Genomic DNA, 13,818 nt, shown 5'->3' on the forward strand with positions numbered 1-13,818 from the left:
ATTAGACTTTATTCTAAATTAGAACGCCGGTTTTCTTATATAAAGTGTCTTTCTGTGACACGCTCTCCTTTTTCAAGATGAACGAAATTACAATCCCATTTTCCAGATAAAAGCTTTCTTATAATATTGCAGTCGGATGGCTCCACCGCCAGCTTCTTATTTAGAAGTTCTGCAGGTCTTTTCAGTCCATCTTTGGTTTTCTTTATATCATAGCTTTGCGTATCTATTAAAGTAATCTTCTCATAACCGCCATAGATTGTATCTAAAACTTCCATCCCCCGTTCTCTGCCATAAGCAGCAAGAACGGTACTGCACTGGCCTCCAATGGACTCCTTGTCAATTGTCCACGCTCTTGTCGCATAAATAGAATTCTTATCCACATGATTCTCCAAAAGCTGGTGGATGCAGTCGTGGAAACGTGGCATTACAAGTTCGGTATTCCAGCTCACAATCCCTTCCGTGCCCCGCCCGCACAATCCATAGGTGAGCAGGATTATATCCACATCCTGGTGCCTGTCAATCTCCTGCTGCAGCAGATTTCTTAATACAGACGGGTTTCTATGCAATCCACGTTGCAGATATACAACAGGATATGTTATATTTAATTGTTTTCTGTACTTTTCAATTTCATCCTGCTGCATTGCACAGGCAATCAGAATTTTCTTTTCCAAATGATTTCCTCTATATTTATATATTTATATATTTTTCCATATCCTCTTGCATATAATATCTAAAAAAGGGTATGCCTCATGAAATTCAAATCAAACTGCTTTTCCAGAAAGGCTTTGCTTTTTTCCTACCGTAAGCCTGCCCTGCACACTAAATTTACTACAATTCAAAGGTCTTTTAAAGAAGTAAAAAATATACTGAACAAATAAACGATATCTTCATCATTCCTTATTTACATCTACAGAACCTGCCACGGGCAGCTTCTTACGGATTTTTTATAACAAAAAAAAGCACCAACCCCATGGCTCCACGTCCACAAAATCGGTACTTTACATGCGCCACCAGGGGTTCGAACCCTGGACACCCTGATTAAGAGTCAGGTGCTCTGCCAGCTGAGCTAGTGGCGCATTGCTTAACGCAAGGACTATTATATAATAGAATTTATCGAATTGCAAGTAATTTTTTATTTTTTTTAAAAATTTTGTAAATTACATATTAGCAAATAATGCCGCAATTTCTTCCGGTGTCATCATATGATTCGGGTCAGAATTTGCCTCGATAACAGGCTCTGCTGCCGGTTCTTCCACAACCGGTTCTGACACAGGTTCCTCTTCCGTTATCGGCTCAGATTCTTCTGAAATAGCATCTTCTGTTACAACTGGTGCTTCTTCAGCTGCTGCATCAGCATTTGCAATCAAAGCTGCAATCTCTTCCGGTGTCATCATATGATTCGGATTGGAATTCATTTCCATAACCGGTTCATCAATGGTATTTACCATTTCTTCTGTAAATGCAGGTTCTTCCGGTTCTTCATCTGCAAATCCAAGTGTATCATCAAAACCAACTGGTTCTTCTGGTTCCGGTTCATTGTTTTCTTCTGCAGATCTGGTTTCTTCTGCTACTTCTTTTGTAGTCTCAGCTGCTTCGTCATTTCCGAATAAAGCATCTATATTTAATAAATCATCTTCTGCTAAATCCGGCATATCCTCTGCAGCTGTCTCCGGTTCTGTTGCCGGTTCCTCCGGCATCACTTCATTGATTGGGGCTTCCGGTTCTTCCGGCATCACTTCGTCGATTGGTGCTTTCGGTTCTTCCGGCATCACTTCGTCGATTGGTGCTTCCGGTTCTTCCGGTGTTACTTCCTCAACTGGTGCGGCTGATGATGGCTGTACCGGCGCTGCTGTATAAGCAACAGCTGGCGCACCATTTATTTTTCCAACTTCAGCTAATATGGTATTGTGGATGGATAATTCCATTTCTTTCACGAAAGCTGCCATTTCCTGCTGTTTTAGCAGAAGGTCTTTATTGGCATTCTCAACTATGATACGCTGCTGCTCTAACACGTTCTTCTCAAGATTATCCAGACGGTCGGAAAGATTAAATATCTGCTCTAATAATTTGTCGTTGGAATTCATCAATGCATCGGAATTTTCTTTGTTACGGCTTATGGTAACTTTGGCAATGGATTTCTGTGCATCTATGATGTCCTTTGTCGGTGAACCGGCTGCCTCTTCGATACGATCAAGCTGATCCGCAATATCTTCAAAAGATTTGCGGGTTACAAGATAAGAAGCTTTTTCTGACTTAAACAGATTATCATACTGTTCGTACTGGTCAATCTCTTTCTTATAATTTTTCTGGATTGCACTGGCAATCAGAATATAAATATCAGCCAGTGCTACAACTGTAAGTACAATCAATGCCACATAATTGGACGGATAGTTAATCATCACATATAATTCCCCTAAAACCAGCACTGTTAATACCAGTACAGCCGTCACAATTCTCAGATTGTAAGAATCCTTCTTTTGTTTGATGTTCTGCTTTGCTTCTTCCATTGTAAAAATCCTCCATGATTTTTTATTTTTCGCTAAATAGCAGGAGCAAACCGTAAAAACCTGCCACTATACTGGCAGTTCCCTGGATATGTCCTGCAGCCGGCTACTTACTTTCCCTGTAAGTATAATTAATTTTATTTTATCACAGGTAGAATTTTCCTTCAAGAAGCCTTTTCCAAAATAGAAATGAAAATTAAGATAGTTTGCTAGTTGATACCTTTACATATGAACTGATTTAAAAACTGATTTTTATCACATGGTCTGCCAAAAAGATAGCCCTGCAGATAATCAGCATATATTTCTTTCAGCTTTTGATACCACTCTTCTTTTTCTATACCTTCTATACATATTTTGATATCTACACTATGTACCAGTTCAACTATTTTTTTTAACAGCTCAAAATCCCTTGTTTGACTCATAGCTTTTGCTGTAAAATGATTATCCAGTTTCACATAATTAGGATTCATGTTTACAATACAATGTAGATTCGAAAAACCTGTACCAAAATCATCCAGAATAAACTGTATTTTTTTCTCTTCGAATTTCTTCCGAAGCGTATAAAAATACGGTGTCATATCCGTATATCCGCTTTCTGTCAGTTCCGCACACAGGCTCTCCGGCGGAAGATTATATTGTTCTATAGACGAAAGTATGTCCTTCCAGATATCACTTTTCATCATCTGAATATAAGATATATTTACATTAACCTTAAATCCCGGTATATACTGCCGCATTTCATGGCACATTGCCGCAGCTTCATTTAATACAAATCTTCCGGCCGGAATAATAAGCCCGGTTTCTTCCAGTAATGGTATAAATTCCACAGGCGAGATACTTTCTTTTTTTCCACCTGAATACATGGAAAACCTCATAAGCGCTTCCGCACCAATTATATTTCCCGAGGAACAATCTATAATCGGCTGATAGTATACTTCAAATCCTTCAAATTCATTTGTCACGGCACCTCGAAGTGCACTTTTTATTTTCTCTTTTTTTAAAAATAACTTATAATCTTCTTTTTCAAAAAAATATACTCCGTTTCCTCCCATGGATTTTGCCTGTTTTAAAGAGAAAACCGCTATTTTACGATACTCGTCATAATATTTTAAAAGCTTCGTTGCATGAATAATTCCGGTAGATACTGTAAAAACCACCTTATATTTTTCAGAAATAATAAAATCTTCTATTTTTTTACATATTTCCTTCTGCAATAGCATAACATCATCTCTTGTATGGCTTTCCAGATCAACAATCATATACTCATCTGCAACAAGATGGTACAGCTGCTGGTTATCAGAAAGACATTCCTTGATACCGTCAGCAACACTTTTCAACACATAATTTCCATAATCTACGCCTAATGTACCATTAATCGCATTAAATCCATCAATCCCTATATGTATTAAAAATACTGACGAGCTGTCTTTTATATGGGAAGAAACAAAGGAATGCATTTCTCTTTCACCCAAAAGTCCGCTGACATTATCTGCCCACTGTATATTTCCAATTTCGTTTACACAGCCTATAAGATAATGAGGTTTTCCATCGTTATCATTGATTACCTTTCCACGGCAGTTAATCCATACCGGCATCCCTTCTTTATCAAGCCATCTGTAATGCAGATTGTGATTTTTTTCGTTTCCATCCGCAATCCGCTGTAAATGTTCCCTAATCATCGGGCGGTCTTCTTCATATACAAAATAGCGGACACTGTCGGCAGCATTATCAAATGAATTGCCCGGCATCTTAAAACGCTTCACCGCTGCCTGTGAAATGATAAGGGTATTTTTCTGTAAATCTATAATATAAAGATAGTCATCCATACATGGTGCAAATACTTCTATTAAATCTTCTGCTCCTATTTCCTTGAGCAGTCTGCGTATGTTTGTATCCATAGTATAAGTGCCTTTCTTATAAAATTTTTATACTGATAAACTTTCTATTCTGTGGTAGAAATTATAGCTGGAAATCATTATCGTATTATACTGTTTTTTCTGATTCTGCCAATTTAAATTTACGAATCATTTCACGCAGATTTTCTGATTCGCTGCTCATCTCCTGGCTGGCAGCTGCACATTCCTCAGATGTTGCAGAATTGGTCTGTACAACATCATTAATTTGTTCAATTCCTTCATTAATCTGCTGGATTTCTGTTGTCTGTGTTTCTAACGTTTCCGCAATATTTGTAACTTCTTCTGTAATTATTTTAGAGTTCTCTGCAACATCTTCCAATTGCGCCGCAGTCTGTCCTGCAATCACCATACCCTTTTCTACTGCCTTCACAGAGGTTTCAATCAACATTGCAGATTCTTTCGCTGCCTGGGCACTCTGGTCCGCTAACGAATTTACCTGATTTGCTACAACTGCAAATCCTTTTCCGGCTTCTCCTGCCCTTGCTGCTTCGATAGAAGCATTCAATGCAAGTAGATTTGTCTGGGAAGCAATTTCATTAATTGTTGCAATAATTTTGTCAATTTCTTTTGATGCTTCACTAATTTCATTCATGGAATCAACCATTTCATGCATCTTACCATTACTTTCTAAAATGGCATTTCCAAGCTCATCCACCCTTCCACTAATTTCTTTTGCAGATTTTGAATTATTTTCTACCTGTTCAGATACACCTGCAACTGTTGCTGTCAGTTCCTCTACTACTGCCGCCTGATTTGTAGCTCCATCTGCAAGATCATTAGAACTTGATGCTACCTGGTCTGCTGCACTTGAAACTTCATTGGAAACATTTTGAATTCCTCTAATCGTTTCTCCTATACTTTTTTCAAATTGCATAAAAGAATTTAAAATTCCGACAAAATCTCCCCGCCACTCTACTTCCGGTTTAACATCAAAATTTCCTGCTGCAAACAATTTCATTGCACGGTCAATATCGTCTACATAGCTTCCCAGGATACGGATTGATTTACGCATACTGTGTGCCAGTCTTCCAATCTCGTCTTCTGAACGATAATCCAGCGTACTGTGTAAATTTCCTTCTGTCAGTTCCTTTGCGACATCCTCAACTGCCCGTAAAGGTTCAAGAATTGTATCCAGGACTTTTTTACCTGTTTTCTTTGTCAGTGTCCATGCAAAAATTAAACACACTATAATACATACAATTCCTGCTGCAGCAAAAATAAATGTAGTTCTGGCAGCCCTGCTGCTCTCCTGGTCTGTTATATCATCTAATTTTATTGCGATTTCCACCGCTTTATTTAATGCAGGTGTGCAATCATTCATGATTTCATCAACTGCTTCTTCCTTATCACCACTTTTAATTTCTTCTATAATGGAATAACCAATATTTCCCCAATCCGAAAGGGCTGATGAATATTCCTCATAATCTGAGTCAGGAATAATTCCGGTTCCCTTTAAATTTTTCAGTTCAGAATCAACTTCTTTCAGCAGCTTTTCTACTGTTTTCTCATAACTGACATATGAAGAAGTATCATCATCTAATGCCATTTCCCTGATATTTCTTGCTGCCGCATTCACATTAATTCTACATATTTTTACTGCCTGATCTGCTACAGTAACATTTTCTATATAATGTACCATATTAGCAAATAAAACACCTATGACCACTATAGAAAGCAAGCCTGAAATTAACATCATAATAATGACTTTTCTGTAGCCATAGTTTATCCTTTCCTGCAGATGCATGTTTTCTAATTTCCCTTTCATTTTATCTTTTTGTGAAAACATTGATTCTTATTTCCTTTCTCTTTATTATATTTCTCTTTTTTTCCAGACCTTGTTATATCAGAATTTTTTCAAAAGTCAATGACTTTTCAGCTTTAATTTTAAATTCTATTTTTTTGATAAAATTTAACACTTCCTACTTTGGTTTTTCGTCATTTTTATAGACAGCTATTTACAGTATTGTTCTAAAAAAACGGCCGCACCATCTTCTATAGCAGCAAAAGCCATCTTATCGTCTGGCCATGATTTTCTGAGTGCCACATAAGAAATCAGAAAATTTGCAAGCCAGCCAGCCGGTACAGCAAGCCAGACAAATGCAATGCCAAAACGCGGTGCGAGTATCAAAGCAACTGACAGACGAATTGCAAGATTTACCATATTTGCAATGAGAAATGGACGCATGATTCCAAGTCCCCGAAGAACTCCGTCTGTTGCCATCTTGATACCCATGAAAATGAAAAAGAAGCCGAGCCATCTCATATAATCTCCAGACACCTGATATGCCAGCGCTGTTCCATCTTTACCCAGAAATAATGAAGAAATCTGTGTATGCAGTGTTTCAATGACTATAAAAGCAAGGACTGCAAAACATAAATCTAACACCAGTGCAGCGTGGTATCCTTTTTTTATACGCCCGATTTTCTTTGCGCCAAGATTCTGGGAAACATACGGCGAGACTGCATTGCCTATGGACACAAATATCAGTGAAAAAACATTCTCTACCCTCATCGTTGCCGCATAACCTGCAAGAGCCTGTGTACCAAACGGATTTACAACCGCCTGTACAATCATCATACCAATTGACACTGTTGACTGCTGGAGGACCGACGGTATGGCAATGCGGAGCATGGAATGTAATTCCCTCCCGTCAAACCAGCGAGCCGGACTCTTATACTGGCGTATCCGGTATAAAAAGATTAAAAACGAAAATATTGCCGAAATACCTTGTGCAATAAGCGTGGCTAGGGCTGCACCGAATACGCCCAGACCAAGGCCTGCTACCATCCAAAGATCCATTATAATATTCAGAACAGAAGAAAAAATCAAAAGGCATAATGGAATCTTTGATTCACCGATTGAAGTAAACATCGTTGAAAGAATGTTGTACATAAACAGAAACGGAAATCCCACAAAATAAACACGAAGATATAGTACTGCTTCCTCCAGTATATCAGCGGGTGTCTGTAATAAGTCCATCATGGAACGTGAAAAACAAAAGCCAGTAACTCCCAGAAGTATGCTAAGAACCAGAAAACTAATCAATGATGTTGATACGATTGTTTTCATTTTACTATAATCTCTGGCACCAAAATAACGGCTCACAAGTACACCTGCACCTACACCTGCACCAAGTGCTATACAAATGAATACATTCGTAAGGGCGGCACAGGCACCAACAGCCGCAAGGGCAGAAGATCCAACAAACTGACCCACAATGATTGAATCAGCCATATTGTAGACTTGTTGAAAAAAGCTTCCGAAAATCATTGGCATTGCAAAAACAGTCAGTGCTTTAAGGGGTGCATCTGTAATTAAATATTCATCTTTTGACATGATTTTCTTCCTCTGTAACTATTTTAAAGCACTATTACTACGGCATCAAGTCCCTCAACTTTTCCGTCAAACAGTTCTTCTCCAAGCAAATTATATTTTCCCTCATACTCATTAAATCTCTTCTCACTGCTGCTGCAGTTAAAAATCAATGCCATAGTTTCTTCACCATTTTTTCTAATCAGAACAATGGTTTCTTCCTCATCCCTTGTGATTGCCTCAATCAATTCACCTTCTACGATACATTTATATTTTTTTCGAACCTGCAACAGCTGTTTATACCATTCAAACATCTCTTTATCCTGGTATTCTTCATCCCAGTACATGCCACGTCTGCAATCCGGATCGTTTGCTCCCGGCATCGCATACTCATCTCCATAATAAATCATTGGCATTCCCGGCAATAACAATTGAAAAGCTGCTGCCAAATGCTGCTTTTTCTTATTATTCTTACATAAATGTAAGAATCTTGCTGTATCATGGCTGTCTATCAGATTCCACATAAGAGGATAACATTTCTTATTTAAGCGTCCTTTCAAATATCCAAGATTCTGTATAAACTGGCTGACCGTAATCTTTTCATCTGCAAGCAGATCTATCATATTCAGATAAAACGGATAATTCATGACCGTATCCCATTCATCTCCTTCAAGAAAATCTCCTGCATAATGCCAGATTTCTCCAATTATCAGCATATCTTTCTTTACTGCCTTAACTGCTTTTCTAAAATTCTTCCAGAAAAAATGACTGATTTCATCTCCTACATCCATTCTCCATCCGTCTATATCGCATTCCCTGATCCAATAGCATGCAACATCTGTAATAAATTTTTCAACTTCAGGATTTTTCAGATTTAATTTTGGCATTCCACCATAATAACCAAAGCATTTGAAGTTTGGAATCTCTCCCCTTTCACTTTTAAGTGGAAATTCATCAATAAAATACCAGTCCAGATATTTAGACTTATTTCCTTTTTCTAAAATATCTTCGAATGCAAAAAATTCCTTTCCTGTATGGTTAAACACCGCATCCATAACCACTTTCATTCCATATTCATGTGCTTTTTGTACCAGCTCTTTAAGATCCTCTGCTGTTCCAAATGAGGGATCAATCTGATAATAATCAATGGTATCGTATTTATGGCTTGAATTTGATTTAAAGATTGGTGTCATATATAAAACATCAATTCCAAGACTATGGACATAATCCAGATGTTCTATAATTCCTCTGAGATCACCATGCAGATTATCCATAGACGTAACTGGTGCTTTATACCATACTTCCTTGTCTACCGGCTGTGATGATGCAAAACGGGACGGAAAAATCTGATATACGACCTTATTTTCTGCCCACTCTGGCACCACAAACATTTCTTCCTCCCGTAGATTCTGCGGGCAGTCAAACATTCTGTCCCTGTTTGTAATACATTCCTTACTAAACTCATAATTGCCGTAATATACTTTTTCCCCCTGCATGTCCGTAAATTCAAAAAAATAACGGAGACATATCAGATGCATCTGGATCTGTGCTTCATAATAATCCTGAAACTGTGAGGTGGCAACCTTCTTCATTGGAATTGTCTTTCGCGTATCCTTCCATTCCATTGGTATATACTTATCCTCATAATGAAGAATTATTTCCTTTATATCATCTCGTTTTACCTGGATGCGTATCACAAATAAATCCTTATCTATTGCATAGCAGAATCTTTTGTCCATATCATGGATAATTGCAGAGTATTCCATTCATTTTCTCCTTTACATATTCTGTTTTCTTCTTTCGTATTACTTACTTTTTCTATATCTTAACGTGATAATCCTGGCTTGTCTATAGATAACTTCCTCTGCAGCTTGCCGATTGACAAAAATATCCGAATCTCTGTTATCCGTCTTTTATGTCAATGACATTTTCTCCTTTTCCCTGAACGAAAAAAATCACCCAGACTAGAATTTTTAATCTAATCTGAGTGATGCTTCGTCAGGCCTGTTTTCATCTCTGTAAAGCACCTTTCAGTGCTCGTCCGGTGCTCGGAGCACCCGGAGGATGTAACCATTCCGTTCCATCGAGTTCACACAGTTGGCCACCATTACGATTCAGCTTGTAACAATGATCACTTGGTTTTCTTATTAGATTAACTATATTATAACGTGCTGTAGGTCGGATGTCGATGATTTTTTGACCATATTTATTGTTTTATATGTTACTTCTCTATTAGTTCTGCAAACTAGAATTTATTACTCCATCAAACTGGAATTTGTCGCTTTAATACCCGTGGTCAACATGTTCCCAATTCCCACTGTCATTCCTAATTAGAATCCATTTCCAATCATCATATGTTGAATCCGGATTAAGCGAACCATCCCCGCCTGATGAGTCTACATCGAAAGATGATAATATTACGATTGCTTCATCCGCGTCATATTGTTCAGCCCATTCATCAAATTCATCGGCGTATGTATCTCCGGGATAGGACAGTTTTGTCAGTGTGCAGCCGTCAAATTCGTTGCCGAAATAGTCTTTTACTGTTTGGAAAGCCGCCTCAATATCACTGTCTGAATATATTTCCGATGGTTTCCAATCAGGAATTTGAACATTGTCAATATTCCCACCACTATTCTTTCCACTACAGCCGGCAAGAACAAAAATCATTATCAAAGCTGTCAGAAAACAGAATAAAGTTTTCCTATTCATTTTTCGATACCTCCTACGAATTCAAAGCTTCGCGAGCTTTGTACTTTCTTTAATTTTCTCAGTATTACTGAAAGTTTCAAGTGGAAATTATCAAATCAATTTTTTCGCATTATCTGCATTCAATTCAACATATCCACATTTTGGACATACATAACATGAAACAGTACTATTCTTTTCATTCTCAAAGATACCGTTTTTCTTATTAGTTAAATAAACAACCGTACCTACTGCATCTCCTTTTAATTTTGCTTTAATCATTTCCTCTTTACATCTTAAACAATCCATCTTTATTCCTCCATAAACTTCAAATTTGTACATATCTTTTTACACAGTATAGCACATACCTATCTCTATGCACATCAACAATTTAATCATCCTTATCCTCCTGTCGATCCAAATGCCCCGGTTCCACGTTCTTCCCATGATTCAAAGGTAAAATCTGGTATCAGAACCGGCATGATCACAATCTGCCCGACTTTGTCACCTATCTTATCATCTGCTGTGCCTGCCAGTTGTCTGCAAGCTCCGGCACATAATGAAGCATATCCAGATCAATTCTCTTTCCGATCAGCACATCCATTTCCACACCGTCATCCAGATTGTTTGGATCAGCTACCCTGATGCCGATTGCCGGTATTCCATGCATGCCAGACAGTTTCTCGCCTTATGTGAAATTCTTGAAATATACGATATCTATACAGAGTTTGTTGGCCAGAGTCCTCTTAATCCATTCCGGAACCTGAATGAAAATGGAATGAACAAAGTGCTTGAATATATCAGCGATCTGGAAAGCACCGGCAACTATAAACCGGCAGAGATCATTCCTATCCATGTGATCAGGGAAAGAAAAGTATTTTACAATACCGTTTCCGCTGGTACCGGCTCTTTTCTTGATAGTGACGAATATGAGATATTCTCCTCTCCTGACATTCCGGAGGCTGCCACATTTGGCGTATATGTAGATGGTGACAGTATGGAACCTAAATACCATAATAAGGATCTCATCTGGATTGAACAGACAGCATGCCTTGATGATGGCGAAATAGGTATCTTCTATCTTGATGGAAACGCATATGTGAATAAATTTCAGAATAACAGACTCGGAACCTACCTCATATCACTGAATAAAAAATATGATCCGATTCCGGTTACAGAGAACAGTTCCTTCAAAATATTCGGCCGTGTTCTTTCATAAGTCCTTTTTTTGGAACACTTAAAACTGTAGGATTATTATAGCGGAACAGACCTGAACAATTCTGAATTTGGAGGTGCATATATATGAATACTGATATGGATATAGACATAAACACCATGACAGACACAATTACCTGCAGACTTGTTGAAGCGAGGGCAGATCTTGGCATTACCCAGAAAGAACTTGCATCAGCAACCGGCATCAGCCTGAAAACTATTGCCAATATCGAGTCAAAACAGCATATTCCTTCTCTGCTATACGCCATGAGAATTGCAGATTTTTTTCACAAACCGGTAACAAGCCTATTCTGCTATCATCTTGGTGTTCAGCAGACTCCCTCTAAAGGAGATGATCTGAATGAATAATAAAAAAATGTTAGATTTCCAGACAATCGCTGTTAATTTTGATGGCACTCTCTGCTACAGCAAATGGCCGGAGCTTGGTCAGCCAAACCAGGCACTGATCGAATATCTCCAGGAATGGAAACGCAATGGCAACAAACTCATTCTCTGGACCTGCCGCGCCGGTGAAGCTCTGTCGAATGCTGTCGAATGGTGCCGGGAACAGAATCTTGAATTTGATGCAGTTAATGACAATCTTCCGGAAAACGCAAAGGCATAGAACCCGTAATGGGGCTATGCCTTTGTGCTTATTCTAGCATTCATTTTTAGTTAGTGCGGGTTATTTACCTAATACAGTTCTTCTCATAATAAAAATCTGTTAGTTAAACTTTTTCAAATTTTGCTACTTCATCCGATAAATCTTCCGAAAGGTTCTTATTTTCGTCCGCCTGCACTGTAATTGCTGAAATTGCTGTTACAAGTTGTGATATCTCTTGTGCTACGTTTGTAACACCTTTTGCAGATTCTTCAATCGCTATAGAAATGTTATTGATACCTTCATTCATATCATTCATTGTACCTAAGCTATCTTTTGACTTAACTGCAAACTCGTTAAATGTATTACTTGCCTGATCAGAATCAGCATCATAATTTCCAATAATTTTTACAAAGTTGTCATAATCAAGTGCTACCTTTTCATCTACAAAACGAATCATTTCCGTTGCATTTCCAGACAGATTGTTTACTGCCTCAATAACTTTTCCACTGATTTCCTGAATATTGTTTGCTGTCTCACGTGAACTATCTGCAAGCTGTCTGATTTCATCTGCAACAACGGCAAAGCCCCTGCCTGCTTCCCCTGCTCTTGCTGCTTCAATCGATGCATTAAGTGCTAGAAGATTTGTCTGTGCTGCGATATTTAAGATATTTTCTGTAAGTTTTGCAATTTCATTTACAGACTTAGATGCTTCTACTGCCTCCGCGACATCCTTTTGAATGCCATCAAATGTTTCTACTGTTTTTTCTTTTGATGCAATCGCTTCTTTATAGCTATTTTCTGCAGTAAGCTTCACTTCATGCATCTTCATTGCAGAGTTCTTAGCATCCTCATTCATGCCTTCCATTTTCTTTAGCAGATTATTACATCCTTGGGCTAAATCATATAGAGAAGCAGATACCTCTTCCATGGATGCTGCAAGTTCTTCCGATGTTGCACTCACATTGGATGCACTCATATTTGAAGATTCCGCCTCATTTTGTACAAGATAGGAAGATTCTTTCATATCTTTTGATACACTCTGAATCTTTACCATAAGATTTTGTAATGTTTCAATAAAATGGTTGACACCATTTGCAAGCTGACCAATTTCATCACTGGTTTCATCAAATACTCTTAACGTAAGATTACCCTGTCCTGATTCTATACCTAAAATGATATCATCCAAATCATTCTTTGCTCTTTTTGCTGGACGAACAATGGACTTATTAATAACAATCGAAAGAAGTACGATTACAATAATATCAGCTACCACAAGTGCAAGATCAAAAATGATGCTTCCATTTATTCTGTAGTTGATATGTCTGATGGCTTCTGCCACTTCTCCTTTTGCTGTTTCAAAAACCGCGGTATCATTATTTTCCACTGCTTCTTCATATTGTTCAAACTGTTCTATAAGCACATTATTCTTTCCTCGAATAGCTTGTAATGCCATTAAATTCAAGACTGTAATCAAAACTGCAAAAAAGCCTACAGACACTAACATTGTTACTAACTTTTTTCCCAAGTTCTTTCTCTTTTTCATGTTTATTTTTCTTCTTTCTGCGAAAGGCACCAATG

At 38.0% G+C, this 13,818-nt stretch carries 13 protein-coding genes and 1 tRNA gene; 3 read left to right on the top strand and 11 right to left on the bottom strand.

The window, feature by feature from the left end:
* Positions 1 to 35: 35 nt before the first annotated feature.
* The 10 genes from DV740_RS13825 to DV740_RS14850 all read right to left on the bottom strand — a co-directional run bounded on the left by DV740_RS13825 (position 36) and on the right by DV740_RS14850 (position 11,091).
* Positions 36 to 671 carry a DUF1638 domain-containing protein gene (locus DV740_RS13825; protein ID WP_118088374.1) on the bottom strand — a complete coding sequence of 212 codons (636 nt, stop codon included), beginning with the start codon at positions 669 to 671 and terminating at the stop codon, positions 36 to 38.
* Positions 672 to 1,003: 332 nt separating this feature from the next.
* Positions 1,004 to 1,076: transfer RNA gene (locus DV740_RS13830), tRNA-Lys, on the bottom strand.
* A gap of 81 nt (positions 1,077 to 1,157) precedes the next feature.
* Positions 1,158 to 2,507 carry a hypothetical protein gene (locus DV740_RS13835; protein WP_117699112.1) on the bottom strand — a complete coding sequence of 450 codons (1,350 nt, stop codon included), beginning with the start codon at positions 2,505 to 2,507 and terminating at the stop codon, positions 1,158 to 1,160.
* Positions 2,508 to 2,713: 206 nt separating this feature from the next.
* The gene (locus tag DV740_RS13840; protein ID WP_118088375.1) at positions 2,714 to 4,402 is read right to left on the bottom strand and encodes an EAL domain-containing protein; all 1,689 of its coding nucleotides are present in this window, start codon (positions 4,400 to 4,402) and stop codon (positions 2,714 to 2,716) included.
* Positions 4,403 to 4,487: 85 nt separating this feature from the next.
* Positions 4,488 to 6,206, bottom strand: a complete 1,719-nt coding sequence (locus DV740_RS13845) for a methyl-accepting chemotaxis protein (protein ID WP_117842347.1) — start codon at positions 6,204 to 6,206, stop codon at positions 4,488 to 4,490.
* A gap of 165 nt (positions 6,207 to 6,371) precedes the next feature.
* Entirely contained in the window at positions 6,372 to 7,757 is a 1,386-nt protein-coding gene (locus tag DV740_RS13850) for an MATE family efflux transporter (RefSeq protein ID WP_118088376.1), read from the bottom strand.
* Positions 7,758 to 7,780: 23 nt separating this feature from the next.
* Positions 7,781 to 9,499 (bottom strand): glycoside hydrolase family 13 protein, encoded by a 1,719-nt coding sequence (locus DV740_RS13855; protein ID WP_118088377.1) that lies wholly within the window; start codon positions 9,497 to 9,499, stop codon positions 7,781 to 7,783.
* Between the two features lie 517 nt (positions 9,500 to 10,016).
* Positions 10,017 to 10,445: a hypothetical protein gene (locus tag DV740_RS13860; RefSeq protein WP_055291182.1), complete on the bottom strand. Its 429-nt coding sequence runs from the start codon at positions 10,443 to 10,445 to the stop codon at positions 10,017 to 10,019.
* Between the two features lie 90 nt (positions 10,446 to 10,535).
* Positions 10,536 to 10,730 carry a hypothetical protein gene (locus DV740_RS13865; RefSeq protein ID WP_117691176.1) on the bottom strand — a complete coding sequence of 65 codons (195 nt, stop codon included), beginning with the start codon at positions 10,728 to 10,730 and terminating at the stop codon, positions 10,536 to 10,538.
* Between the two features lie 199 nt (positions 10,731 to 10,929).
* On the bottom strand, positions 10,930 to 11,091 hold the full coding sequence (locus tag DV740_RS14850) for a hypothetical protein (RefSeq protein ID WP_156454684.1): 162 nt from the start codon (positions 11,089 to 11,091) through the stop codon (positions 10,930 to 10,932).
* 108 nt (positions 11,092 to 11,199) lie between these two features.
* On the opposite strand from DV740_RS14850, the gene DV740_RS13875 reads away from it, so the two are divergent.
* From DV740_RS13875 to DV740_RS13885, 3 genes are all read left to right on the top strand, one after another.
* A complete protein-coding gene (locus DV740_RS13875; RefSeq protein ID WP_242986250.1) occupies positions 11,200 to 11,640 on the top strand; it encodes a S24 family peptidase in 441 nt (146 codons plus the stop codon).
* Positions 11,641 to 11,723: 83 nt separating this feature from the next.
* Complete coding sequence (locus DV740_RS13880; RefSeq protein ID WP_117699037.1) at positions 11,724 to 12,005, top strand: helix-turn-helix transcriptional regulator; 282 nt, start codon at positions 11,724 to 11,726, stop codon at positions 12,003 to 12,005.
* Positions 11,998 to 12,261, top strand: coding sequence for a hypothetical protein (locus DV740_RS13885; protein WP_117947892.1), 264 nt, complete (start codon positions 11,998 to 12,000; stop codon positions 12,259 to 12,261). Before DV740_RS13880 ends, DV740_RS13885 begins: the two co-directional genes overlap by 8 nt.
* Before the next feature lie 103 nt (positions 12,262 to 12,364).
* Here the strand turns inward: DV740_RS13885 and DV740_RS13890 are convergent, their stop codons facing one another.
* Positions 12,365 to 13,765, bottom strand: a complete 1,401-nt coding sequence (locus tag DV740_RS13890; RefSeq protein ID WP_242994359.1) for a methyl-accepting chemotaxis protein — start codon at positions 13,763 to 13,765, stop codon at positions 12,365 to 12,367.
* Between the last annotated feature and the right edge of the window lie 53 nt (positions 13,766 to 13,818).

Source organism: Roseburia sp. AF02-12 (assembly GCF_003461765.1).
Classification (GTDB): domain Bacteria; phylum Bacillota; class Clostridia; order Lachnospirales; family Lachnospiraceae; genus Roseburia_C; species Roseburia_C amylophila.